A 24,640-nucleotide genomic window follows, 5' to 3' on the forward strand; every position below is an offset into this window, starting at 1 on the left:
CTTTAGCCATGATTAATCTGGCTGAGTTAGGTCGAGTGTTCATTGTTTGTGGTAAGACCGATATGCGTCGGGGAATCGATTCGCTTGCTTACATAGTTAAGAAGAGCTTCAATCTCGATCCCTTCTCTGGATGTGTCTTTCTCTTCTGTGGCAGTCGGAGGACCGATTCAAAGCACTTTATTGGGACGGCCAGGGATTCTGGCTGCTCTATAAACGCTTTGAGAATGGGAAGCTAGCCTGGCCAAACAATGAAGACGAAATTTGAGAGCTGTCCGATGAGCAAGTCATGCACTTGATGCAGGACTCTACCATTGATCCTAAAGTTAAAAACACAAGAGCTCGTGATGTAATGATTTCACGAGCTTTTCTGGTATTCTTATGATTTTATGAATCAAGGAGGGACGATAACCATGACCGACAAAGAAATTTCAGCTTTAATCGAAACGCTCAAAGCAGCTAACGAAGAGCTGCTTAAGCCAGATTGCCCTTCTTACTGAACAAGTTGAGTATTTGACTTGTAAGCTTTACGGCAAATAAAGTATCGTCAACCCAGATCAGCTGAGCCTTTTCGAAGAAGACAATGCCTCCCAAGATGATGAGGACTTACCCTCGCATTACCGAAACTATTACCTATAAGAGACGTAAGCAAGTCGGCAGAAAGCAAGATATCTTAGATTCTCTGCCGGGCGAGAAGGCTCATTACCAGTTGGATGGCCTTACCTGTCCAGATTGCCAGCACGAGCTGAAAGAGATAGGTGGCTTCTGTGCTAGACAGGAGTTGCTCTATATTCCGAGACCAGGTTAAGCGAATTGACCGTTGTGGAGCGTAAGAACTAGCTATTGTCGTGGTGATGAGGCCATGGCTAGTTATATTATAGGCGTACTTGGAAACTCTTGGATCGATCCAAGAGTATGAGTAGTCAGGTAGCCATTGATGGATAATCAACGTCTGGAAGCCCATTTACAGTTGCCAGAAGAAGTCCCATAAACTAATTAACCCCCACCTTAGCATTACTAGGGCGGGGGCTATGTTGTACTATTTGATCCTTACGTAGTCTTACGCTTGATCAAGCTTACAGGAATAGTTTGTGAGGCATCGTATATTTTTGATTTGTGGATCATAGAAAGTAAATTGTTACAGCAAACGTCGCAAATCGTGTTGATGTCTTGACGGATAGAAGTAATACCAAGCTCTTTTGACTTAGCTGATCCGTCAAAACCAACGATGGCTACTTGTTCCGGTACCTTGTATCCCAACATTGAGGCCTCTTGATACATGAATGCTGCCAAGTTGTCGTTGATGCAGAAGATACCTACTCTTTTATGTTGGCTGAGCAACTCAGATATTTTACTATCAAAACTGTCTTTTTCTGCTTCTAGATCCAGATCTTCAGATGTAGCTGAAATCTTAATAATGTTAGGCTCGAGTCCTCGGCTTTGGCAAGTATTGCTGAAGCCGAGGATTCTTTTTTCGTTACTTGAAAATCTGTCTCCTGCCGTGGTAATCATAATTGGATAAGTACCTGTATCAATTAAATGATTAGCTGCCAGAACACCACCTTGGTAATTGTCACTAGCAACGCAAACGATTCCATCTTTTAACTTAGGGAATCGGTCAATATAGACAGTTGGGAGATCATAGTTGGGAAATTTATCTTTCACTTCTAAACTGGAAATGATAATAAGTCCGCTTACTAGACCATGTCCCAACTTCTCAACATATCTCTTTTCGGTATCGGGATTTCTGTCGGATGAGCAAATGATTGTCAAATAACCGGCCTTGAATAGGATCCGTTCACAAGTTTCTACCAATTGAGCATAGTATGCATTCATGATGTCGGGTACGATAATCGCAATCATACTAAGGCTTCCCGTCTTCATCCCTAATGCCAGGGGATTTTGCTGATAGCCCATCTCTTTAGCTGCTTGCTTAATTTTTATTTCGGCTTCCTTGGAAAAGTATCCTTTACCATTAAGAACCCGTGATACAGTTGATACGGCATAGCCAGTTTTCTTGGCAATGTCTTTAATTGAAATATTCATTTTTAGAAACCGCTTTACTTTTTAGTTAGTTCTATTGTACAATACTTCTTGAAGAAATGGAAACGTTTGCCTAGTCCGTGATGTGATAAAGATAAAAGACTTAAGCAAACAAGTTTTGAATAAAGGAGTAAGACTAATGAGACTAGAAGATTTACATGTTCAACTCTATGCTGACGGTGCCGTGATCTCTGACATGGTTAAGGCTAAGGAAACTGGCATGATCAAAGGGTTTACGACCAATCCGTCATTGATGAAGAAGGCCGGTATCACCAATTATGTGGAATTTGCCCAAGAAGTTTTGGACAAGGTAACTGGCCTGCCGATCTCTTTCGAAGTATTTGCTGATGACTTTCCAACGATGAAGAAAGAAGCCGAAAAGCTCAGCTCACTTGGTGATAACGTTTTCGTTAAGATTCCAATCACCAACACTAAGGGTGAAAGCTCAATCCCTCTTATTCATGAATTATCTGAAGAGGGGATTCAAGTAAATGTTACAGCAATCTTCACTGTTGAACAAGTTAAAGAGACCGTAAACGCACTTAAGCCGGGCAGCGTCAACATCATCTCTGTCTTTGCCGGACGCTTGGCTGATATTGGTATTGACCCAGAACCAATCATGAAGGAATGTGCTGAAATTTGTCACGCAAATGGTGGCAAGAACCTCCTGCTCTGGGCAAGCTGCCGTGAAGTATTTAATGTCTTTGCTGCTGACCGTGATGGTTGCGACATTATCACTTGCACGCAATCAACGATCGACAAGTTCCCGTTGATCGGCGAGAGTCCTGAACAAAGAAGCTTGGAAACTGTTCGTGGATTTAACGCGGATGTGCAGAAACTTGGTTTTTCAATTTTGTAAGATAGTGGGGGTTAAAAGATGTTTTTATCTGCTCTCTTAGTAGCTCTGCTAGCGATCGTATCTCAGTGGTGGTTCTTTGCACCTGCTACTAGAACGATGACCTATCCATTAACAACGGGGCTTTTGGTAGGTATCTTCATGGGGCAACCAATGCTGGGGATGCTGGCTGGTGCCCAGATTCAACTGGTATATCTTGGCTGGATTAATACCGGTGGTGTAATGCCATCAAACACAATGGTTGCTGGTATCTTTGGGACCGCATTAACAATTCTGTCAGGTGCTAACCCTAAACTGGCCGTTACCTTCGCAGTGCCATTCTCATTGATTGGTCTGCTGATGGTCAATGCCTATGAAACAATCAACTCATTCTGGGTACACCGGGCAGACGCTGCTCTGGAGAAAGGGAATGTTAAGGCTATTCGCTTCTGGAATTATGTACCAAGCTTCTTTACCGCAGCCGTTCTCTATGGGATTCCGGCATTCTGCATGGTCATGTTTGGCCAAGGCTGGGCCAAGGGTTTGCTGAAAGCTATCCCTCAAGATCTGACGACTGCTCTTGAAGTTGTTGGTGCGATCATGCCAGCCATGGGGATTGCTATGTTGCTGAACTACCTGGGTAAGAAATCATTGATGCCATACTTCTTTATCGGTTTCTTCCTTACGGCATACTTGAACTTGCAGACGATGGCTATCGCTATCTTTGCTGGTTTGCTGGCTTACTTGATCTTCCTTAACGATTCAAAGAAGGGTCAAACTGTTGAAGCTGCAGCCCCGAAGAAAAAGGTTCGCCGCCTTACTTTGGAAAACAGAACTGGCAAAGTTGCTGAAGTATCTCCGACCGCTCCTCAAAACACAGCTGACCTTAAGGCAGCTGAACCTGCGATTGAATATAAGAACAAGCTGACCCACAAGGATTTGGTCAAGACTTGGCTTTGGGAACAAAGCGATGAAGTTTGCTACAACTATGAACGTATGCAGGCTTTGGGCTTGACCAACATGATGATTGAACCAATCCGCAAGCTGTATCCAAATGATGAGAAACGGCAAGCCGAAGAATTGAAGAAGTACATGGTCTTCTTCAACACTGAACCACACATGATTGGGCCGGTCATTCACGGCGTTGCCTTGTCAATGGAAGAAGCTCGTGCTAATGGTGCCGCAATTAGCGCTGAGGACATCAACGGTGTTCGTACTGGTTTGATGGGACCGGCCGCAGGTATTGGTGACACGGTTCAACAAGGGATCTTGTTCCCAATCTTGGCAAGTATTGGTTGCTCAATGGCTTTGGAAAAGAATTACTTTGGGCCAATCTTCTTTACGGTAGTCTTCCTGGTTATTATCTACGCAATTGGTTACTGGCTCTTTATGTACGGGTACAAGACTGGGCGTAAGTCAGTCATTGATATTTTGAAGACCGGGATCTTGGACAAGGTTACTAAGGCCTTTAGTATCGTTGGTTTGATGGTTGTCGGGACAATGGCCGCGACTAAAGTAGCCGTGAAGTGCCCAATCGTATGGCATGTAGGGCAGAGTACTGTTAAGGTTCAAGCTTTGCTGAATCAACTGGCACCATGCTTGTTACCTTTGGGGATCACAATGTTGGTTTGGTACTTGCTTAGAAAGAAAGTCAATGCAACCTGGATTATTATTGGTATCTTCGTATTGGGCATTATCTGCTCTTACGCGGGAATCCTTGGTCTGGCTTCCTAAGAGGTGCACATATGGTAGAAATTATTTTGGCAAGTCATGGTGATTTTTGCCTTGGGCTAAAGCAGACGGCTGAAATGATCACTGGTCCGGCTGAGAATCTGTCAGCTTTATCCTTCCGACCTGGAGAAGATCCTGAACAGTATCAGCAGGATCTGCAAAAGCTGATAGAAAGTCGGCAAGAAAAAGGCGAAGTTCTGCTCTTGATTGATTTGAAGGGTGGAACGCCTTACAATATGGCCATGATGACTAAGCAAAAGCTAGACTTTAAAGTTGTTGCTGGGGTAAATGTGCCAATGCTGCTTTCAGTGTTGACGGGGATGCCAGCAACAGCGGATGAAGCAGTGCAGATCGCGCTGAGTCAAGATAACTGGGGAATTGAGCTGGAAGAAATGCCCCAGACCAGACGCAGAAGATTGCTAAAGTGAAGGAAGGAGTCAGTATGGAAAACTTAGTATTGACTAGAATTGATGACCGCTTGATCCATGGACAAGTTATGACTAAATGGCTTAAGGAAACTGGTGCTGAAGATATTTTGATCATCGATGATGCAACTGCAGCCAATGATTTTATGATCTCGGTATTTGAACAAGCCGTTCCAGAAGACAAGGGAATTGGCGTCTTCAATAAGGAAGATGGTGTAAAATTCTTAAGCCAGCCTTTGGAAGAGCCGACCTTGATCTTGGTTAAAGGACCGGAAACTGTTGAATACCTGGTTGACCATGGCATAAAGATCGACAGTTTGGATCTGGGCGGTATGGCCGGCAAAGATGGCCGTAGCCCACTTTTCCAATTTATTTCGACCAGTCCGGAAGAAGACGAGTGCTTTAAGCGGCTGATTGACAAGGGCGTAGACGTTTACGTTCAAATCACACCTCAAAATGAAAAGCAGCCAATTCTTCCTTTGATTAACAAGAAAACCGAAGGATAATAAACTTCCTCAAGAACTTCGACAACAAACGCGGATCTCTTCACAAAATGAAGGGGCCGCGTTTTTGTGTGCAAGTTATTGTCCACTACGTTGGATTAGTGAAGTACAATAGCGATAGGACGTTTTGCCTGATTAGAAATGTGATGAGGAAACTAGAAATGTTGGATATAATCAGATTTGACGACTTAGTGGAAGAGTACCAGAAGGACTTTGAGTACAGAATTCATAGTGATCATTCTTTGTGGTTAGCAATAGCATGCTTTCAGAATAATTGGAGCTTAGATGGCCAAGATTTTGAAAGCATGTTTGCTGATGTTGTACAGAATCTAAGTAACATTCTTAATCTCAATACGTTTACGTTTGATAGTGACGCGTTGCTAGAACTTATTGAAAGATCTCCGAAAATAGTCCATGCAATGATGGTTGATCTGTTTGATGAAAATCAAGACACCGTCATTCGAATCAAAAACTTTAAACAGCAAGCCAATGAATTGCTGGACGAGGACTACGCTTTAGATGAAGAGACGGTCAGTATGTTGCTTTGCCTTAATTCACCTGATAAATACATTGTATTTAACTTGCGAGGCTGTCAAAGACTGGCTAGCTGGCTTAAGTTAGACTATGAATTTGAGCAACAAGCTACTGTCAAGAATCTACAAAATTGGTTAGTCGTAGCCCAGGAAATTATTGAGCGATTATCTGACAATCAGCTACTGTTTGATGAGTATACGTACTATCTTGAGTGGGATACTGAAGAGGAGCCAAATTATCTACATTACCTGTGCGATAAGTTTGGGAATGATTTTCAATGGTCTGCTGAGAAGGATTCTAAGCTTTTGGTACTAGCATCCGATATCTGCAATTATCTTGCCCAGAATCGTGATTTGATTCCTACAACTGGCCAGAAGCAGTATTGGTGGCTGAATGCTAATCCCAGTTTTGGGAACCTGTCTGATTTAAAAATTGGTGAGGAGCGTTATTATACCCTTTATAGTGAAAGTGGTCATAAAAGACGAGTCTTCCAGCATTTCTTGGATGCAAGGGTTGGTGACAAGGTCATTGGCTATGAATCATATCCTAGCCGGAATATTGTAGCTTTGATGGAAATCAGCCGGGCTAGTGATGGTGAGGCAGTCTTTTTCAAGAAAATCGAAGAATTTGAACATCCAGTAGCTTATAAAGACCTGCGGCAATCCCCGGAACTGAAAGACTTAGAAGTTTTCATCAGCCCAACTGGCTCACTATTCAAGGTAACTGAAGACGAATTCAACTTCATTATGGATAAGGTAAGAGAGCATAATCCGGTGGCATATACTAAAGAGAATTTTCTCTCAGAGGTTTACATGCCAGAAGCAGACTATGATCGCTTAACAGCACTGTTAAAGTACAAGAAGAACATAATTCTGCAAGGCGCACCTGGTGTAGGCAAGACTTTTGCGGCTAAGCGGCTGGCGTATGCAATGATGGGGCAGAAAAAGGACGAAAATATTGAGCTGATCCAGTTCCACCAAAGCTACACTTACGAAGACTTCATGATGGGCTACAAGCCTACTGAACAGGGCTTTGAACTTCGCTATGGTAGCTTTTACCGCTTCTGCAAGCGGGCGGCTGAGCATCCAGATGATCCGTTTTTCTTTATCATTGATGAGATAAATCGCGGCAACTTAAGCAAAATTTTTGGTGAGCTGCTCATACTGCTCGAAAAGGATTACCGAGATCAGCCGATAACTTTGGCTTACACAGATGAACCATTTGCCGTTCCAAGCAATGTTTATCTGATCGGCATGATGAACACTGCTGACCGCAGCCTGGCAATGATTGATTATGCCTTGCGGCGGAGATTCAGCTTCTTTGATATGAAACCAGCTTTTGAAAGTACTGGCTTTATGAAGCGACAGCTGATTGCTAGTAATGTCATTTTTGACAGACTGATCAACCGAATTGAAGAACTTAACGATGAGATCAGCAGAGATTCGTCTCTTGGACCAGGTTTCTGCATTGGCCACAGCTACTTCAGCAATCCAGATGGAGAATGGACGCGTGATAAACTAAGACTGATTGTTGATTACGATATATTGCCGATGCTGAGAGAATACTGGTTTGATGACCAGGATAAGCTGGAACATTGGGAAAGCGCGCTGCATGAGGTTCTCAATGATTAAGGACAAGAGTATCTTCATCAAGAACGTCTATTATATGTTGAGCTACGCGTTTGGCAACTTGCATGAAACTGATTATCAAAATGTTGACAAGGAAAGTTTTGATAATCTGGATAATCTGTTTGCCGCAATCTTAGCTAAGGGGATCGGCAAGCAGCTTAAACAGGGCCTGTACCGTGAATATGTAGCTTGTCATGATAATCTGCCGGCTGTCCGCGGCAAGGTTGATATGGTCGAAACTGTCCGCAATCAACTGGCTTGCCGGAAACTTGTAGCCTGTGACTTTGATGAGTTATCTGCCAATAACTTATACAATCAAATTCTAAAAGCGACAGCCTGGCAGCTGGTTAGGTCAAAGAAGGCTGACAAGAAATACCTTGATCAGCTCAAGAAAGAGTTGGTCTTCTTTGCTGAGATTGATATGGTTGATTTGTCTAAAGTGTCATGGCATAAACTTCGTTTTCACCGTTACAATCAGAGTTATTGGTTGCTACTAGGATTATGTGAGTTGCTAACTGAAGGTAAAATCATGACTACAGAGCAAGGGACAATACGGTTGACTGACTTTGCCGATGATCAGCGGATGTCGCACCTGTACGAGAAGTTCATTCTTGAGTATTACGTGCAAGAGTACGCGCAAAAGTATTGCGGCTTTACCGCAAAGGCCGCGATGATTCCCTGGCAGCTGGACGATGGCAACAAGCATTTATTGCCGGTGATGAAGTCAGATGTGCTCTTGTCATATGGTGGTAGGAAATTGGTGATCGATGCCAAGTATTATGCTCATAGCTTACAGAGCAACTTTGACACGAAGACGATTTACTCGGCTAACCTTTATCAGATTTTTACCTATGTTAAGAATCTGGCGGCCGTACGGAGGGACGATACGGTGGCAGGGATGCTCTTATATGCCAGGACTGATGAGGAGATTGTCCCAGATGAAGACTATCAGATGAGCGGAAACCAGATCAGCGTGAAGACACTGGATCTGGGGCAGGAGTTCCCACTAATTAAAGAGCAATTAGACAGAATTGTAACAGAATACTTTCCAAAATTGGGATAAAGCAAATCCCCGTATCTGCACTATCGCAGGTACGGGGATTTTTCTCGTTCTATCTACCTCACAAACATAACGGTAAGGGAAAACCAGTTGTTCTTGACGCTCAAGTTCATGGTGGCGTTGTAGCGCTTGGCGATCTGCTCAATGCTGCGCAGACCGTAGCCGTGGGGGCGGCTGGTATCTTGCTTGGTGCTTTTCGGCAAGGCACCATTTTCCAGTTTAGGCTGGGCTTCGGTATAGTTGCGGATATTATAGACAATCAGATTTCCCTTTTGCGTGATCCGCAGGTCAATTAGCCGCTTCTCCGGGTCAGGGATCTTGCTGACAGCTTCAATGGCGTTATCCAGACTGTTGCCCAGCAAGCTGCAGAGGTCCATGGTATCGATTTGGTCCAGCAAGCGGCCGTTGGCAATGCAGGTTAGAGTAATGCCATGCTTGATGCAGTAGGCATTCTTTCTGGTCAAGACCACGTCAACAATCGGATTGCCTGTCTTGACATCAGCCTTATATTGCTTGATTTCATCTTGCAGGCGCTTGATATACTCGTCCCGCTTGTCTGAATTGCTTTCCAGGGCAATGATGTCCAGCTGGTGCTTCAAGTCGTGGAAGCGCTGGTTAACGATTTCATTGCTTTCGCGAAAAGCCTCATACTGCTCATATTGCGTGTTGAACATGTTGTTCATGTTGGTCAAATCCCGCTGCAAATAGTGCTCATAGCGCTGGTTTTCCTGCAGGGAAAAGAGGAGCAACCCGCAGAGATCTACGAAGGTTCTAACGGTGAAAATCGTAAAGCCATTGCCCACATAAAAGTGTCCCCGGGGAAAGAGGAAGCCAATATTGCTGACAGCAAAAACCATGGCCATGATCAAGAGGCTGTTCAGGGCTGACTTGTGGGAAATGTGCAGGAGGGAGTAGTTGTCCGGGGAGCTTTTGGGCAAATAATGTAAGACTGCGATGATCAAGGCGTAAATGATGATCATGGTCAGAATTTCCAGCAGCTTACTAAAAGCCTGGTCAAAGAATTGGATGCCCAGGCAGTACAGCTGCCAGGCCAGGGCGGCCATAAATTCCGCCGTTATGAAGGCCCGGCTGAGGTGATAGAACTTAACATCCGTGGATGTCTGTTCTAAGTAACCAATCATGAAGCCCATCCAAGCTAAATTGGCAAACATTCCCGGCAGCCAGAAAGCGAGCGTCAACTGTCCAGCCAAATACTGCAGGACTACTTGGCCCAGGGCAAAAGCAATGTAGCCAAGCCAGCGCTTACTCCGTATCTGCTGACGGGGCAGCTGCTCAATCATCATGATGCAGGCTGAGCTTTCCGCCAAAGCCGTGTAATAGCGGGGAATATCAGGCAAATTGATGTCCATCACTTACCTCCGATCCCCATATATTCAGTCAAAGCATTCATGAATCCCTTCTTGCGTGGCCGGCTGATCGGCAACCTGGTGTTGGCAATCAAGACGTCATTGCCGCTGACGCCGGCAACGTGCTTTAAATTAACGATAAAACTGTTGTTGCAGCGGTAGAAATTATAGTCAGCCAGCTTTTGCTCAACATTCTTCATCGTATCCGAAGTCTCCAGGACCTTTTCATCCCCATTGCTTAGCACATGGTAGAAGATGGTATGGGCATTGCTTTCAACATAATACAGTTCATCCAGCAAGACCTTGACGATCCCTTCTGAAGTAGTAATAGCAATCGCGTCTTCCTGGCGCTTGAAGCGGTCTTCAATCCGCTTGAAGTGCTCGCAAAAGTTGAAGTAATTGACCGGCTTAAGCAAGAAGTCGCTGGCATCAACCTTGTAGCCGTCGATGGCATATTGGACATAATTGGTGACAAAAATCAGCGGGATTGTCTTGTCGATTTTGCGGATCCTAGCCGCCAGCGTCATTCCGTCCATCAGCGGCATCTGCACGTCTAAGTAGATCACGTCGAAATTATGGTTGAAGCTTTCCAGGAACTTTAGGCCATTGTCAAACCAAACAATTTCAAAGTTTTGCTGGTACTCCTGCTGGTAGCGGGCGAAGTGGGCGCTGAGGCGCTCCATTTCTGACTGATTGTCTTCAACGATCGCGATTCGCATAATTTAACACTCCTTTTACTAGCGCCTATGGTATTGCTTACAAACAGCATTTATTATAGCGGGCTTTTGCCTGGTAAGCTAGCCAGCTGACAAATTATGTGGCAAAAATGGCAAAAAATGCGGCAGAAAAATAAACCGCTTTCTATAAGCGTATGATTAGTCTTGTTAAGATCGATGGAGGTTAGTCTATATGTTAAAGAATCAAAAATTGCTCGACCAATTGACCCTTAAAGAAAAAGCCCTGCTCATGGCTGGCCAGGGCGAATGGCAGACCCGGGCAATCAAAGGCAAGCTGAAGAGCATCTTTTTGTCAGACGGACCATTCGGTCTGCGGAAACAATCTGGAGCGGGGGATCACTTGGGCTTAAATGCCAGTGAACCAGCCACCTGCTTCCCATCTTCAGCTACTTTGGCTAACAGCTGGGATCCAGCCGTTGGCCGGGAAGTGGGCCAGGCCCTGGGCCGGGAAGCCCGCCGCCTTGATGTTGACCAGGTTTTAGGGCCGGCCCTCAATATCAAGCGCAACCCGCGCGGGGGGCGGAGCTTTGAATACTTCAGTGAAGACCCTTATTTGGCCGGTAAAATGGCCGCGAGTATGATCCAGGGCCTGCAGGAAAATGGCACGATCGCTACGCCAAAGCACCTGGCCGTCAACAGCCAGGAAACCCGCCGTATGGCCTCCAACTCGGTTGTTGACCAGCGGGCTCTGCACGAGCTCTACCTGACCAATTTTGAAATTGCCGTCAAAGAAGGCAAGCCAAAGTCCATCATGTCCTCTTACAATGAAATCAACGGCAGCTATGCCAATGAATCCAAGTGGCTCTTGACTGATACCCTTCGTAAAGACTGGGGCTTTGACGGCTACGTGGTAACTGACTGGGGCGGGGACAATGACCATGTCTCCGGTATCAAGGCCGGCAGCAACCTGGCCATGCCCGGCTTGGGGGTTAATGCGGCCGAAGAAGTGGTTAGAGCTGTTGAAAATGGTCAGCTGAGCGAAGCAATCTTGGACCAGCGGGTTGATGAACTGCTCACGGTCATCCTGGAAGCACAAGCTAAGCCAGATGCTGGCAACTTCTCTTGGGAAGAGCAGCATGCCGTGGCCCGTGATGCCGCTAAGAAGAGCCTGGTTCTTTTGAAAAATAAAGATCAAATCCTGCCACTAGCTAAGGGAACCAAGGTGGCCCTGGTCGGCGACTTTGCCAAGAACCCGCGCTATCAAGGGGCTGGCTCATCCTTGATCAACTCCCATGATCTGGAAAGTCTGCTGGACACGGCCAAGGACTACCCAATCGACCTGGTTGGCTATGCCCAAGGCTGCCCGCGCCAGGGGGAGGCTAAGGCGGAACTGGTTGAAGAAGCCAAGGCCCTGGCTGACAAGTGTGAGGTCTATGCGGTTAACGTTGGCCTTGATGAAAGCGCGGAGTCAGAAGGGCTGGACCGGACCAGCCTAGCTATTCCGCCTTGTCAGGTCAACTTGCTGGACGAACTGGCTAAGACGGGCAAGCCAATTATTGTTGTCCTCTCAGGCGGGGCGGCAGTCGAGCTGCCCTGGGAAGACAAGGTCAGCGCGATCCTGCACGAATACCTGGGCGGGGAGGCTGGCCCAAGCGCGGTTTGGGAAGTTTTGACCGGGAAATACAACCCGTCCGGCCGCCTGGCTGAAAGCTATCCTTTGACGGAAACTGATATTCCTTTTGACAGTGAATTCCCAGAAGAAAAGCACAATGTCTACTATAAGGAAAGTATTTTTGTCGGCTACCGCTACTATGAAACGGCTGGCGTCAAGGTCAAGTATCCTTTTGGCTATGGCTTGAGCTACACCACTTTTGCTTATAGCAACTTGGAGATCGATGATCAAGGGGCCAGCCTGGACGTGACCAACACTGGCCAGGTCGCCGGTAAAGAAACCGTCCAGCTCTACATTGGTAAGGAAGATTCGCCTTTGCTGCGCCCTAAGCGGGAACTAAAGGGCTGGGCCCAGGTGGACCTGGAGCCGGGTGAGAGCAAGCGGGTCTCAATCCCCTTTGATGAATACTCCTTCCGCTACTTTGACCCGGCAAAGGGGGCTTGGGAAGAAGAAAAGGGCCGCTACCAGATCATGCTTGGCCGCAACGTTGCTGATATTGTTTTGACTGGCGAATATGACTTAAAGCGGGGCATTGTCCCGGAAGTGGCGGCAAGTAGCAGCTATGACAAGTATAAGGAAGGCAAGCTCTTGCTGGTGACTGACCATGATTTCGCGGAAATCTATGGGACAAAATTACCGGAAAACCTGCCAGCTGGCCGGCGGGAACTGGAGTGGAATGACCCATTGCGCGAAATGGCCAACGCTAAGTCCTGGCTTGGCCGGGCGACTGCCAAGTGGCTAGCCAAGAAGATCCAGGAGAGCCTGGAAAATAGCAAGCCAGACCTGAACTTCCTCTTTAACTACAACATGCCTTTTAGAGCAATGACGAAGATGATGGGGGATATGATCAGCCGGCCGATGGCTGAGGACATTCTTTTTATCGTCAATGGTCATTTCTGGCGGGGGAGCGGCCGCTTGATTAGAGATTATTTCCAAAACAATCGTAAAGTTAAGAATGATAAGGATGTGCAAGAATGAGTGAGAAAGCAGTAATGACGGCCGCTGAGCTCGAAAGTGCCATTGACCGTTTAGCAGACAACAATGACAGCTTGACCAAGTGGATGCTCAAGCACCGGAAGAATGGGCTGGTCCATGGCCTGCTTAAATTCCAGGCTAAAAACCCAACCCTTTACCAGTTCCTGGTCTTCAATATTTTGAGCAATTGCGCGACTGTAACCAACTTTGTCGTGCTCTGGCTGAGCACCTTGCTCTTCTTTAAGCATATTACCCAGCCTTTCAAATGGTTTATTTTCGACTACAGCAAGCCATCAACTGGTGGTCTTGGCGGCTTCTATTCCTTTATTCTTGCCTATGTCTGCGCGCAAGTAGTCAACTATTTTGTGCAAAGAGATGTTGTTTTTGGCGCGGAATTTGGGAAGGCCAAGCTCTTTTGGTACGTGGTAACGGTGGTCTTCGCCGGGATCGTCTCGGTTTGGATGCCGCCTCACATCATTGCTGTTTTAAGCCCGAAGATCGGTAATTTCTCAGCTACGGTAGCCAACATCTGCAACATCATTGCCCAGGTCGTGATCAACTGGCCAATGATGAAGTTCGTCATCATGAAGTAAGCAAAAGTTCCTTACAGGTTAATCGCCTTGTAAGGGCTTTTTAATTTGATGTTCAGCAGATGAAAGGGAATACAGAATTTGTGGAGAAATTGACAGAAAATGTTTAAATAGATAAAACCGCTTTCTTAAAGAGTATGATTAAAGCTGTTAAGAAGTAATGAAAGTGTTTAGGAGAAAAACAGACGATGAAGAAGAAAAAGCTTCGCAGTTTATGGATCTCACTCGGCGTAATACTAGCCTTTGTATTAGCCGTTGCTGGGATCGGCTATGCAGTCATCAATTCCTTAAAGGCTGCTGGTGTCGTTAGTGATCAAGATATTACTAACACGATTCAAGTTGGTGGCAAAAACTTGTTACCAATTCCAATCGTTTTAGTATTGATTATTGTATTGTTGATTGTTTTCTGGAAGAAGAGCAGCAAGTTCAACTTCTTGCTTAAGTGGGAATCTTGCGTTGCCTTCTTGCTGACGGTGGTTATCAGTTTGGCCACCATGGTCTTTGGGCCAATGCAAGGTTTGATGAACGCCAACAATGCCGCTTCCTCCATCAAGAAGGTCAGTGCTTCAACGGTTAACAAGAGTGATGAACTTTCCAAGACGATCACTAATGAAGGCTCAGTTCTTTTAAAGAATGAGAACAACTTCCTGCCAATGAAGGCGGGCAATATCAACGTCTTCGGCTGGGCTTCAAGCAATCCGATCTACGGTGGGTCAGGTTCTGGTTCAACAACTACTAACGGGGCAGTTGACATCTACCAAGGCTTGCAGATGGCCGGCTTTAAGACCAACAAGCAACTCTTGAAGTTCTACACCAAGTACCAAAAGACCCGTCCAGTTGTTGGGATGTGGGGAGCTGACTGGACTTTGCCAGAACCAGAAAGCAGCAAATATTCTGCTGGCATGCTGGACCACGCTAAGAAGTTCTCAGACACAGCCTTGGTCGTAATTGCCCGGCCAGGTGGTGAAGGTGCCGATATTCCAAAAGACATGTCTAAGATGGATAAGGGCCAAGTTTACAAGAACAAAGGTGACTGGGACAAGGGTCAAACTTACCTTGAACTGAACAAGCGGGAAAAGGCCATGATGAGCCTGGTTAACAAGAACTTCAAGAATGTCGTTGTTTTGATCAATGCCGCCAACACCATGGAACTTGGCTGGCTGAACGACTACAGCCACATCAAAGGTGCAGTCTGGATGGGCGGCCCAGGGATGAAGGGCTTCTCCAGCCTGGGTAAGATCTTGAAGGGTGAAATTAACCCATCTGGCCGGACGGCTGATACTTACGCCTACGACTTGAAGAAGAACCCGTCATACAACAACTTCGGCAACTTCATGTACAGCAATGCTCAAGCTGCTTATGTTCACTACACTGAAAATATTTATGTCGGCTACAAGTGGTATGAAACTCGTTATCTCAACAACGAAAAGGCATATAAGAAGGCGGTCCAATACGCCTTTGGTTACGGCTTGAGCTACACTAAGTTCAGCCAAAAGATGAGTGACTTGCGGACTGACTCAACGACTGGCAAGATCAGTTTTGACGTCACGGTCAAGAACACTGGCAAGCGGGCCGGCAAGGACGTTGTCCAAATTTACTACACTGCCCCTTACTACAATGGCGGGATTGAAAAGGCAGCGACCAACCTGCTTGACTTTGCTAAGACCAAGTCTTTGAAGGCCGGTGAAAGTCAAAAGCTGCACTTCGCTTTCAACTGTGAAGACATGGCTTCATACGATGAAGCAAATGGTGGTGCCTACGTCCTGGACAAGGGTACTTACAAGATTCAAGTAAAGAACAACTCACACGATGTGCTTGCTTCAAGAGACTACAAGCTGGCTGACAAGATTACTTACGGCAAGAACAACAAGCGGTCAAGTGACCAGACTGCCGCAGTTAACCAATTCCAAAATGCCGAACAAGATGGTACTGGAATTACCTACTTGAGCCGGAAGAACAATTTTGCCAACTACAAGCAGGCTACGGCTGCTCCAAGCCAAAAGGCGGTCCTTAAGGCAAGCTTGATCAAGAGCGCTACTTTGGCGCAAAACTACAAGAATACTTTGCCAACTGCTGGCTCAATGCCAACGACTGGCAAGGGCGGCAGCTTGACTTTGGCCGATGTCCGCGGCTTAAGCTACGACAACAAGAAGTGGGACCAGCTGCTGAACCAAATGTCTGTTAAGGATATGGTCAACTTGGTAGCCTTCGGTGGTTACCAAACCATGCCAATCAAGTCGGTTGGCAAGATCGGTACGCACGACTTCGACGGCCCAGCTGGCTTCTCCAGCTTCTTTGTCAAGGGCTTGAACACTACTTCCTTCCCAGCAGCGGTTATGCTTGCTTCCACTTGGAACAAGGACTTGGCCGACCAGCGCGGGAAAGCAGTTGGTCAGCAGGGTAAGGAGGCCAACATCTATGGTTGGTATGGCCCGGCGATGAACTTGCACCGTTCAGCCTTCGGTGGCCGGAACTTCGAATACTACTCAGAAGATGGTACTTTGGCCGGTAAACTGGCTGCCAAGGAAGTAGCTGGTGCTGCTAAGTACGGCGTTTACGCCTACATCAAGCACTTTGCCATGAACAACCAGGAAACCAACAGAATGCTTGGTTTGATGACTTGGTCAACTGAACAGGCAATTCGTGAAAACTACTTGAAGGCTTTTGAAGACGCGACTAAGAGCGGCCAGGCTCATGCAGCCATGAGTGCTTTCAACTTTATCGGCAACCGTTGGTGCGGGGCTAACAGTGCCTTGCTGAACAAGGTGTTGCGCGGTGAATGGGGCTTCAGAGGCTTCGTTGAAACTGACTACTACGCAGGCGGCTTTATGAACGCAACTGAAGCAATTGCTAATGGTAACGATGCAATGCTATCTACTAACGGGGCAGCTAATGCAAAGGTAACTGATACCAAGAACCCAGCAACGGTGAAAGCTTTGCGGACTGCTAGCCACAACATCCTTTACACGGTTGCCAACTCTGGTGCTTACGCTAAGGGCAACTACAAGAAGGGTCAAAGCGTTCTTTGGGATTACCAAAAGACTTACAAGAACTACATCATTACTGCCGTAGTTGTCATCGTTTTGATTCAAATCCTTGGTTTGCTTATCTTCAAGAAGAAGTACTTGGCTAAGAACTAAGCAATTAATCTGGCAATAAATTTATGACAGGAAAAGATGCCTCCAGCAGATTGGAGACATCTTTTTTGCTAGAATCGTGGAGGCTTTTAATATGGAAAAAATACTGACCATTATCGTTCCCTGCTACAATTCAGCGGAATATCTTGAGCGCTGCGTGGATTCGCTGCTTGGTGGCGGCAAGCGGGTGGAGATCATCTTGGTTGATGACGGTTCAACCGATGCGACTGGCGCGATGTTGGACGGATATGCCCGGGACTACCAGAATATCCGGGTGATCCATCAGGAAAACCGGGGACATGGCGGGGCAATCAACCATGCCTTGGCAGTCGCCCGCGGGCAGTACGTGAAGATCGTGGACAGTGATGACTGGCTTGATCCCAATGCCTATCAGGCAGTGCTGGATTTTTTGGCCGGGCATGAGCCGGTAGACTTGCTGGTTTGCAACTACCTGTACGATAAGCCTGCCCTTCAGCAGCAAAAGCGGGTGAAGTTCAACTTGCCAGTCGGTGAAACATTCGGCTGGGACCAAGTTAAATTGCGGCCAGGCCAGTACTTGATGCTGCATGCAATCATCTACCGGCGGGAGGTATTGGCGGAATCTGGCATCAAGCTGCCGGAAAAGGTTTCCTATGATGACAACCTGTTTGTTTTTGAGCCAATGAAATATGTTGATACAATTTGCTATTTGCCGGTGGACCTGTACCACTACTATACCGGCCGGGATGACCAGTCGGTCAATGAGCAGGTAATGCTGCGGAAAATCAACCAGCAGCTCTTGATCAACCAAAAGATGATTATTTTTTACGCGGCGCAGATCAGTGAGAGTGATCCCTGCCAGAAATATTTGAAGTACTACTTGGAAATTATTACGACGATTTCTTCGGTAATTCTGCTGCTGGCTGGTGATCGGCAGAGCTTGAAACTGAAGCGGGAATTGTGGGACTTTCTGAAGGTCTATGACTACGCGACTTACAAGTCCTTCAGAAAGCGGCCGCTTGGGCTTGGGGTGAATTTGCCAGGCCGCGGCGGCCGGCGCGTAGTTACCCGCTTGTATCAAGTGGCCAAGAAGATCTATGCCTTTAACTAGAAAAATAAGGGACACACCCCCGTCCACACATCCTAGTCTTGAGATTGATAGTCTCGATGTGCCTCTTGGTTGTAGCACTTAATAGGCGCTCTTTTTTATGCTCAAAAGCCCTGCATCCAACTTACGGATGCGGGGCTTTCTTTACTGCTTGTCTTGGTAATTCTGCAGGTTATTGGTCAAAAATGCGTCAGATTAGCATCACTTTTGTGTCAATTTGATATCTTTCTGCAGGTATTTATCCTTGACCCCATCAATTACTAAATTCGAGCTGCTGAGGCCATCTCTGTTATTAGCTAGAGTAAAGCGAATTTTTTGGAGGAAATAAAAAATTTTGGCACTTTTTCTTGTACTAGTAAATGAAGGGTAAAAAATTATCCTTCTAGATCGGAGGAAATATGTCAAAAAGAAATTCACAGCAAACTCATGGCACTAATGACCTGGTCGAAAAAGTTTTGCTAGACAAGAACGAAATCTTTGCGGACGTATTGAACGGCTTCATCTTCAATGGCCAGCAAGTCATCAAGCCAGAGATGCTGGCAAATACCAACACGCTTAGCTACTACAAAGCTAACGGAAAGATTCACAGCCAGGACCGGGACGTAGCTAAGCTGCTGACGATCGGCAAGAAGAAGGTCGTCATCTCGCTGGTCGGCATTGAGAACCAAACCCGGCCGGACAAAAATATGCCAGCGCGGGTGATGAACTACGATGCCGCGGCCTACCGCTACCAGCTCACTAAGAGCAAAAAGCTCTACCCCGTACTCACGCTGGTGGTATACTACGGGAAAGAAGCTTGGAACTACAGCCGGAATTTGCTGGGAAACATCGATATGAAGAAGCTGCCCGAAGAGATGCGACCACTGATTAGTGATTACGAGATCAAGGCTTTTTACCGGGTTAGTGATTTGTCCGTGCAAGAACTGGATAAGCGCTTCAAGAGCGCCTTTTTCTGCCTGACGGAATACTTCATCCAGACCAATGCTGGTGAAGAATACCACCCAAGCGCCAAAAAGATGTCAGTGGAAGATATCATGCTTCTTTTGGATATGATGAATGCCCTGTCGGGTACCCATGCTTATGACGAGTTAATCAAGAAACTAGAAAAAAGAGATAAGAACGAGGTGACTACCATGACTGAAGTACTGCCACAATTTATCCAGGTCAAGATTGATCGGGCAAAGAAGGAAACGACTAAGGAAGTTACTGCAAAGGTAACCGAAGAAGTTACTAAAGAAACGACTGAGAAGGTAACTAGAGACTACTTGATCAACATTTTGAACACCACTAACTTAACTCCAGATGGAGCCATGGACATTCTAGGTATCCCCGAATCTGACCGGTCTATGTACAAGAACTTGCTCAAGAAAAAGTAAGCAGCAAAAAAGCTGACAAATTTGCCATGTCCGCTGTGCTATAATATAGACACCACGATTATGAACCAGGTTCATCGGGGATTCCCCCTAATTGCATATCTTATTGTTGAGTTTGCAAGAAATGGTACCAGCTGATTACTTGTACCGAACCGGTTGGGGCGCTTAATAGGCGCTCTTTTTTTATGCACTTTTTTGAACCAACTACTCGTTCTTTTTATAGGAAGTCTTTTTCTCTTTACACGCGTGCTATAATGTAAAGTCTGAGTGTCTAAGTGGGAGCTTCGGCACTTAGCTATTTAATCATGTGTTTTTTGAGGAGGAAGAGATGAGGATATTTATGGCCGTATTATGGCCCATATTGCTAGTAGCATCTGCTGCTATGACAACGATCAGCTATCATAAGAAAAAATCTGGTAAGGCTGATAAAGATTACTATTCAGTTAGAGGGTGGGGCTGCCTTGCCTTTTTGTCCCTGCTAGGCGTTATGATGAGCTATCTGCCGTTAGGAATTTCAAGTGTAGGGGGATGCCTCTTTATTGCAGCTATTGTTCTGATGTGTTTTGCCTACAGTAAAAAAGAACACAAGTTAAAGGTACAAAAGGCAACCGCCTGGCTCTTGCTGGCCCTTTCTTTTGTGACTGTCGGTGTTGGCAGTGTAGCCGCGGAAGAATACAGTCCGCAGACCAAAGTCGTGGTTAAGTATACTGGCGCTAAGGAATACCAACAGGTAAAAGAACAGAATGCGGCGCTGATTTCTGCCAAAAAGGCCGCCTTGTTGGCCTACGCGCCTCTGGCTAAGAAGGTTAAGAAGCTAGAAGCTCAGGAAAAGGCCGAAAAAGAAGCAGCCGCAAAGGCTAAGCGGGAACAGGAAAAGCAGGCAGCTGAAGCTAAAAAGGAGGCTGAAGCTGCCCGTAAAGCCGCGGAAAAGCAAGCCGCTGCCGCATCTAGTGCCAGTGATTCAAACACTGATGACTCAGCTGATACTTCAAGTGACCAGCGCGGTGATATGAACACTGCTGATTCTCAGAAAATCGTTGGTAATGTTAACTCCAAAATTTATCATGTCCCTGGCCAGGCCGGCTACCATATGAATTCGTCAAACGCTGTCTACTTCAACAGTGAAGAAGAGGCGCAGAGAGCAGGTTACCGGAGGGCTAAGAGATAATGAAAAAGAAAAGAATGATTTTTGCTGCTGGCGCGGTTGTTCTGCTTTTTGCCGTGACTTCTACCAAGCCGGTTGATTCCCAGAATTATCCAAAGATTACTGTTAAGACCAAGCGGGTCAATAAGTATAAAGATAAAATCGAAGACTATGAGTCCGATAATCTTACTTTAGAAGCTGAGACTGATCTTATTAAGGATAAGACTGAGGAAGCTAAGGAAAAGCTGGCTAAAAAGCCGGGTAGTAAGACTAACCAAACTACGTCCACGAAAGAAACGGCTTCTGCTAAGCCAAAGCAAACTGATCTGGCATCCCTGACTTATAGCGGGCAACTGTCTACTGAAGTAAATAACAACCAGCCCGACTTCAGTCAAAGTGATCTGTCAACCAGCCGCGGTGCCTGGCAGACCTACGGCAATCTGGACAGCTTGAACCGGGCTACTACAGCCAATGCAATGCTGAATCAGTCCTTGATGCCAACTGCTAAAAGAGAACCTTTGCACTGGAATCCAACTGGCTGGCACAACAAGCGGATTTCCAGCGGTTGGCTCTATAACCGGAGTCACTTGATCGGCTACCAGCTGACTGGGCAGAATAACAACCCGAAGAATCTAATCACTGGTACGGAAGAAATGAACGTATCGGGGATGCTGCCATACGAAAATGAAGTAGCTGACTATTTGAAGGAATCTTCAAGCAACTATGTCCGCTACCGGGTTAAGCCAATCTTCAAAGGCGATGAGCTTCTGGCCCGCGGCGTTCAAATGGAGGCCAAGTCTGTTGGCAGCAACGCGGTTTCCTTTAACGTCTATGTCTTTAACGTCCAGCCCGGCGTTGTTTTGAACTACAGTGATGGTACCAGCCGGGTACAGAACTAAATTACATTAGAAAAAGTTCTCTGCAACTGTTAGACTTCACTTCTAACGGAGTAGAGAACTTTTATCTTTTATGGACTTTAATACATTACATTAAGTGAAGTGTGTTGAGTAGCACAATTCCTACAGTGAAAAATACAATGGAAACTGAGGAATATGGCTACCTGGCCCTGCGGAACATCTGCTTTTAAGTTTTGTCTTTGATCCTGCTCTTGACATATGTCAAGGATGAAAGCGATTTATTGCTGTATACTTGGACTACGGTAGCGGGCAGCGCTGGCAACCTTGCTTGCCGACCTGGTGACTTGTCTGGCTTGTTACTTTTTGGCGAGAAAGTCGGCCCGCCTCTTGCCCAGCGGGAAAAAGCCGGCTAGCAGCCTGCTGGGCTGTCTTTATGTTTACTTGGTTTGCCAAGCTGCTTTAGCTAAAGGACTAGGGCCTGGAGCGACCGTCTTTTGGGCAGCCCTCTGGGCCATCCTCGGCTACTTTGTGATTTTATATCTGCTTGGCAACCGGGTCTTGCTGGAATTTAAGCGTGGAAGTAGATGGGAGTAGGAAAGGAGATATTTTTGTACAAAATAGGCAAAAAGTCCTTGTGAATAGGTAGCGCTTACAATATAATGTGGATATTAGACTGAACTAGAAAAGGAAAAGTACAAATGAATGGATTTTTAGGAGAGTTCTTAGGAACGATGATTTTGATCGTGCTGGGTGTCGGCTGCGGGGCCGGGATCAGCTTGAATAAGGCTTATGCTAAGGGGCAGGGCTGGCTGTTTGTCGCCTTGGCCTGGGGAATGGCGGTAACCTTCGGTGTTTACGTGGCTGGCCAATTTGGCTCACAAGGTCACCTCAATCCGGCTGTAACTATTGGTTTCGCGGCTTTCGGCTTCTTCCCATGGAGCCAGGTAATGCCGTACTTGCTGGGGCAATTCCTGGGCGCATTTGTCGGGGCAGCTCTGGTAATCCTGCACTACTACCCGCACTTCAAGGCAACCAAGGCTGACGAAGGCAACAGCGTGGGGATCTTCGCGACCGGCCCAGCTATCAACAATCCTGTTTTCAACTTCTTGAGTGAAACGATCGCGACTTTTGTCTTCGTCTTCACCTTGCTCAACCTGGGCAACTTCACCCAAGGTTTGAAGCCTTTGATCGTTGGTTTTTTGATCATGGTGGTTGGCCAGACTTTGGGCTCGACGACTGGCTTTGCCTTGAACCCGGCCCGGGACTTCTCACCTCGTCTGGCTTACGCGATTTTGCCAGTGCCAAACAAGGGCGGGGCTAACTGGGCTTACGCCTGGGTGCCAGTTTTAGGCCCAATTGCCGGCGGCCTTTTGGCTAGCGGTTTGCAGGCATTGTTAAAATAGAAAAATAAGCTAAAACTTACCCTTGAACTCCAGCTCGAGCTCAAGGGTATTTTTGCCTGGAAAAAATCGGTTATAATCTAAGGCAGAAAGGAGCTCCCATGACCGACTACTACACATCCGGTGAATTCGCCAAGCGGGCCCACGTGTCCGTCAGAACGATCCGCTACTATGACCAGCAGAATCTCCTCAAGCCTTCAGCCAGAAGCAAGGGCGGGGCCAGGCGCTACAGCGATGCTGACTTCGCCAAGCTCCAGCAGATCTTGCTTTTAAAGTACCTAGGCTTTTCCCTAGGGGAAATCCGTGGCCTGACCCTGGGGGCCAGCGACCGGCGCCGCCTCCTGGATTCTCTCCAAATCCAGCGGCGCCTAGTGGAAGAGCGGATTGAAGAAATGACCGCCGTTGAAGCCGCCATCGACTCAACCACCCAAACCCTGGAAGCTGGCAAGCCTGTTGACTGGAGCCGGATGCTGGAACTGCTCCACCGGTCAACCATGACCCAGAGCCTCAAGGCCCAGTACCAGAACGCCACCAACATCTCTGCCCGGATCCGCCTGCACCGGGACTACTCCATGAACAAGGAAGGCTGGTTCCCCTGGCTTTTCCGCCAGCTGGACTTGACTCCTGGCTTAAAAATCTTAGAGATCGGCTGCGGGAATGGCGAACTCTGGGCCACGAGCCACGACCGTCTGCCGGAGGACTGCCAGGTCATCTTGACCGACATTTCAGAAGGGATGCTGGCCGACGCCAAAAAGGAAATCGGGGAAGATAGCCGCTTTTCCTATGACCAATGCGACGCGGCCCACTTGCCTTTTGCCGACGAAGAGTTTGACCTGGTCGTCGCCAACCACATGCTTTTTTACTGCGACGATATCCCTCAGGTCCTTAAAGAAGTCCGCCGGGTTTTGAAAAAAGGGGGCCGCTTCTGCGCGTCAACTTACAGCAAGTGCCATATGCACGAAATCACTGACCTGGTCCAAGAGTTCAACTCCCAAATCGTTTTATCCTCAGTTAACCTCTATGACCGCTTCGGCTTAGACAACGGGGAAGAGATCCTCGCTCCATTTTTTGTCCAAGTGACCTGCCAGCGCTACGAGGACGCCATCGAATTAGACGAAGCAGAACCAGTTATTTCTTATATCTTGTCCTGCCACGGCAACCAGAACGCGCTTCTGCTGGACCGTTACCAGGAATTCAAGCAATTCGTTGAAGATGAAGTCGCTGGGGGCTTCCACATCACTAAAGACGCCGGGACCTTTATCTGCCGCAAATAGCGGGCAGCTGTGCAACTGATGAATTTAGTGTGGCTGCGTAAATTATGGGGCTGAATTTTGCAAATATCGTCTTGGCTACGTAAATTATGGGACTGAATTTTGCAGATATCGTCTTGGCTACGTAAATTATGGGTCTGAATTTTGCGAATATCGCCATGGCTGCGTAAATTATGGGGCAGAATTTTGCGAATATCGCCATGGCTACGTAAATTATGGGGCTGAACTTTGCAAATATCGCCATGGCTACGTAAATTATGGGGCTGAACTTTGCGAATATCGCCATGGCTGCGTAATTTTTTCAGCTCAAGTCTTTAAAGTTTAAAAAAATGGC

The 24,640-nt window shown here is 46.8% G+C and carries 20 protein-coding genes and 2 pseudogenes; 18 read left to right on the forward strand and 4 right to left on the reverse strand.

The features are described 5' to 3' along the window. Positions 1-8: 8 nt before the first annotated feature. Both tnpB and Q0J41_RS04010 read left to right on the forward strand, forming a co-directional pair. Positions 9-265: pseudogene (gene tnpB / locus Q0J41_RS04005) on the forward strand (IS66 family insertion sequence element accessory protein TnpB). A gap of 327 nt (positions 266-592) precedes the next feature. Continuing rightward, positions 593-793, forward strand: a pseudogene (locus Q0J41_RS04010) (IS66 family transposase); the annotation flags it as partial. Between the two features lie 254 nt (positions 794-1,047). Here the strand turns inward: Q0J41_RS04010 and Q0J41_RS04015 are convergent. Further along, on the reverse strand, positions 1,048-2,043 hold the full coding sequence (locus tag Q0J41_RS04015) for a LacI family DNA-binding transcriptional regulator (protein ID WP_296226419.1): 996 nt from the start codon (positions 2,041-2,043) through the stop codon (positions 1,048-1,050). 136 nt (positions 2,044-2,179) lie between these two features. Here Q0J41_RS04015 and Q0J41_RS04020 point away from each other — a divergent pair, with 136 nt between their 5' ends. From Q0J41_RS04020 to mcrC, 6 genes are all read left to right on the forward strand, one after another. Then, a complete protein-coding gene (locus tag Q0J41_RS04020; protein ID WP_296226421.1) occupies positions 2,180-2,899 on the forward strand; it encodes a transaldolase in 720 nt (239 codons plus the stop codon). Between the two features lie 18 nt (positions 2,900-2,917). Then, positions 2,918-4,609, forward strand: coding sequence for a PTS system mannose/fructose/sorbose family transporter subunit IID (locus Q0J41_RS04025; RefSeq protein WP_296226423.1), 1,692 nt, complete (start codon positions 2,918-2,920; stop codon positions 4,607-4,609). An 11-nt stretch (positions 4,610-4,620) separates the two neighbouring features. Beyond that, on the forward strand, positions 4,621-5,034 hold the full coding sequence (locus Q0J41_RS04030; protein ID WP_296226425.1) for a PTS sugar transporter subunit IIA: 414 nt from the start codon (positions 4,621-4,623) through the stop codon (positions 5,032-5,034). 14 nt (positions 5,035-5,048) lie between these two features. Next, positions 5,049-5,537, forward strand: a complete 489-nt coding sequence (locus tag Q0J41_RS04035; protein ID WP_296226428.1) for a PTS sugar transporter subunit IIB — start codon at positions 5,049-5,051, stop codon at positions 5,535-5,537. Positions 5,538-5,695: 158 nt separating this feature from the next. Continuing rightward, a complete protein-coding gene (locus tag Q0J41_RS04040; protein ID WP_296226430.1) occupies positions 5,696-7,699 on the forward strand; it encodes an AAA family ATPase in 2,004 nt (667 codons plus the stop codon). Further along, positions 7,692-8,759, forward strand: coding sequence for a 5-methylcytosine-specific restriction endonuclease system specificity protein McrC (gene mcrC / locus Q0J41_RS04045; RefSeq protein WP_296226433.1), 1,068 nt, complete (start codon positions 7,692-7,694; stop codon positions 8,757-8,759). The genes Q0J41_RS04040 and mcrC overlap by 8 nt, the downstream gene beginning before the upstream one ends. A gap of 53 nt (positions 8,760-8,812) precedes the next feature. Here the strand turns inward: mcrC and Q0J41_RS04050 are convergent, their stop codons facing one another. Then, positions 8,813-10,126 (reverse strand): sensor histidine kinase, encoded by a 1,314-nt coding sequence (locus Q0J41_RS04050; protein ID WP_296226435.1) that lies wholly within the window; start codon positions 10,124-10,126, stop codon positions 8,813-8,815. Further along, positions 10,126-10,842: a LytTR family DNA-binding domain-containing protein gene (locus tag Q0J41_RS04055; RefSeq protein ID WP_296226437.1), complete on the reverse strand. Its 717-nt coding sequence runs from the start codon at positions 10,840-10,842 to the stop codon at positions 10,126-10,128. The genes Q0J41_RS04050 and Q0J41_RS04055 overlap by 1 nt, the downstream gene beginning before the upstream one ends. 190 nt (positions 10,843-11,032) lie before the next feature. Here Q0J41_RS04055 and Q0J41_RS04060 point away from each other — a divergent pair, with 190 nt between their 5' ends. From Q0J41_RS04060 to Q0J41_RS04105, 10 genes are all read left to right on the forward strand, one after another. After that, on the forward strand, positions 11,033-13,450 hold the full coding sequence (locus tag Q0J41_RS04060) for a glycoside hydrolase family 3 C-terminal domain-containing protein (protein ID WP_296226439.1): 2,418 nt from the start codon (positions 11,033-11,035) through the stop codon (positions 13,448-13,450). Continuing rightward, entirely contained in the window at positions 13,447-14,040 is a 594-nt protein-coding gene (locus tag Q0J41_RS04065; RefSeq protein WP_296226441.1) for a hypothetical protein, read from the forward strand. The genes Q0J41_RS04060 and Q0J41_RS04065 overlap by 4 nt, the downstream gene beginning before the upstream one ends. A 185-nt stretch (positions 14,041-14,225) precedes the next feature. Then, the gene (locus Q0J41_RS04070; protein WP_296226443.1) at positions 14,226-17,177 is read left to right on the forward strand and encodes a glycoside hydrolase family 3 C-terminal domain-containing protein; all 2,952 of its coding nucleotides are present in this window, start codon (positions 14,226-14,228) and stop codon (positions 17,175-17,177) included. 91 nt (positions 17,178-17,268) lie between these two features. Continuing rightward, on the forward strand, positions 17,269-18,264 hold the full coding sequence (locus Q0J41_RS04075; protein ID WP_296226445.1) for a glycosyltransferase family 2 protein: 996 nt from the start codon (positions 17,269-17,271) through the stop codon (positions 18,262-18,264). Between the two features lie 395 nt (positions 18,265-18,659). Then, positions 18,660-19,637, forward strand: coding sequence for an Rpn family recombination-promoting nuclease/putative transposase (locus Q0J41_RS04080; RefSeq protein ID WP_296226447.1), 978 nt, complete (start codon positions 18,660-18,662; stop codon positions 19,635-19,637). 553 nt (positions 19,638-20,190) lie between these two features. Beyond that, positions 20,191-20,802 carry a hypothetical protein gene (locus tag Q0J41_RS04085; protein WP_296226449.1) on the forward strand — a complete coding sequence of 204 codons (612 nt, stop codon included), beginning with the start codon at positions 20,191-20,193 and terminating at the stop codon, positions 20,800-20,802. Beyond that, positions 20,802-21,677 (forward strand): DNA/RNA non-specific endonuclease, encoded by an 876-nt coding sequence (locus Q0J41_RS04090; protein WP_296226451.1) that lies wholly within the window; start codon positions 20,802-20,804, stop codon positions 21,675-21,677. The genes Q0J41_RS04085 and Q0J41_RS04090 overlap by 1 nt, the downstream gene beginning before the upstream one ends. 321 nt (positions 21,678-21,998) lie before the next feature. After that, on the forward strand, positions 21,999-22,229 hold the full coding sequence (locus Q0J41_RS04095) for a hypothetical protein (RefSeq protein WP_296226453.1): 231 nt from the start codon (positions 21,999-22,001) through the stop codon (positions 22,227-22,229). Positions 22,230-22,333: 104 nt separating this feature from the next. After that, the gene (locus Q0J41_RS04100; protein WP_296226455.1) at positions 22,334-23,038 is read left to right on the forward strand and encodes an MIP/aquaporin family protein; all 705 of its coding nucleotides are present in this window, start codon (positions 22,334-22,336) and stop codon (positions 23,036-23,038) included. A 98-nt stretch (positions 23,039-23,136) separates the two neighbouring features. After that, the gene (locus Q0J41_RS04105; protein WP_296226458.1) at positions 23,137-24,309 is read left to right on the forward strand and encodes a methyltransferase domain-containing protein; all 1,173 of its coding nucleotides are present in this window, start codon (positions 23,137-23,139) and stop codon (positions 24,307-24,309) included. Here the strand turns inward: Q0J41_RS04105 and Q0J41_RS04110 are convergent. Next, positions 24,293-24,592 (reverse strand): hypothetical protein, encoded by a 300-nt coding sequence (locus Q0J41_RS04110; protein WP_296226460.1) that lies wholly within the window; start codon positions 24,590-24,592, stop codon positions 24,293-24,295. The genes Q0J41_RS04105 and Q0J41_RS04110 overlap by 17 nt on opposite strands. Positions 24,593-24,640: the final 48 nt, after the last annotated feature.

Origin of the sequence: uncultured Lactobacillus sp., from assembly GCF_944327175.1 — a bacterium.
GTDB lineage: Bacteria > Bacillota > Bacilli > Lactobacillales > Lactobacillaceae > Lactobacillus.

Coding starts and splice junctions, on each gene's coding strand:
- Q0J41_RS04015 (WP_296226419.1), bottom strand. CDS start 2,043: ATGAATATTTCAATTAAAGACATTGCCAAGAAAACTGGCTATGCCGTA.
- Q0J41_RS04075 (WP_296226445.1), top strand. CDS start 17,269: ATGGAAAAAATACTGACCATTATCGTTCCCTGCTACAATTCAGCGGAA.
- Q0J41_RS04100 (WP_296226455.1), top strand. CDS start 22,334: ATGAATGGATTTTTAGGAGAGTTCTTAGGAACGATGATTTTGATCGTG.
- mcrC (WP_296226433.1), top strand. CDS start 7,692: ATGATTAAGGACAAGAGTATCTTCATCAAGAACGTCTATTATATGTTG.
- Q0J41_RS04070 (WP_296226443.1), top strand. CDS start 14,226: ATGAAGAAGAAAAAGCTTCGCAGTTTATGGATCTCACTCGGCGTAATA.
- Q0J41_RS04055 (WP_296226437.1), bottom strand. CDS start 10,842: ATGCGAATCGCGATCGTTGAAGACAATCAGTCAGAAATGGAGCGCCTC.
- Q0J41_RS04030 (WP_296226425.1), top strand. CDS start 4,621: ATGGTAGAAATTATTTTGGCAAGTCATGGTGATTTTTGCCTTGGGCTA.
- Q0J41_RS04060 (WP_296226439.1), top strand. CDS start 11,033: ATGTTAAAGAATCAAAAATTGCTCGACCAATTGACCCTTAAAGAAAAA.
- Q0J41_RS04065 (WP_296226441.1), top strand. CDS start 13,447: ATGAGTGAGAAAGCAGTAATGACGGCCGCTGAGCTCGAAAGTGCCATT.
- Q0J41_RS04105 (WP_296226458.1), top strand. CDS start 23,137: ATGACCGACTACTACACATCCGGTGAATTCGCCAAGCGGGCCCACGTG.
- Q0J41_RS04080 (WP_296226447.1), top strand. CDS start 18,660: ATGTCAAAAAGAAATTCACAGCAAACTCATGGCACTAATGACCTGGTC.
- Q0J41_RS04035 (WP_296226428.1), top strand. CDS start 5,049: ATGGAAAACTTAGTATTGACTAGAATTGATGACCGCTTGATCCATGGA.
- Q0J41_RS04040 (WP_296226430.1), top strand. CDS start 5,696: ATGTTGGATATAATCAGATTTGACGACTTAGTGGAAGAGTACCAGAAG.
- Q0J41_RS04020 (WP_296226421.1), top strand. CDS start 2,180: ATGAGACTAGAAGATTTACATGTTCAACTCTATGCTGACGGTGCCGTG.
- Q0J41_RS04050 (WP_296226435.1), bottom strand. CDS start 10,126: ATGGACATCAATTTGCCTGATATTCCCCGCTATTACACGGCTTTGGCG.
- Q0J41_RS04110 (WP_296226460.1), bottom strand. CDS start 24,592: ATGGCGATATTCGCAAAGTTCAGCCCCATAATTTACGTAGCCATGGCG.
- Q0J41_RS04090 (WP_296226451.1), top strand. CDS start 20,802: ATGAAAAAGAAAAGAATGATTTTTGCTGCTGGCGCGGTTGTTCTGCTT.
- Q0J41_RS04085 (WP_296226449.1), top strand. CDS start 20,191: ATGTGTTTTGCCTACAGTAAAAAAGAACACAAGTTAAAGGTACAAAAG.
- Q0J41_RS04025 (WP_296226423.1), top strand. CDS start 2,918: ATGTTTTTATCTGCTCTCTTAGTAGCTCTGCTAGCGATCGTATCTCAG.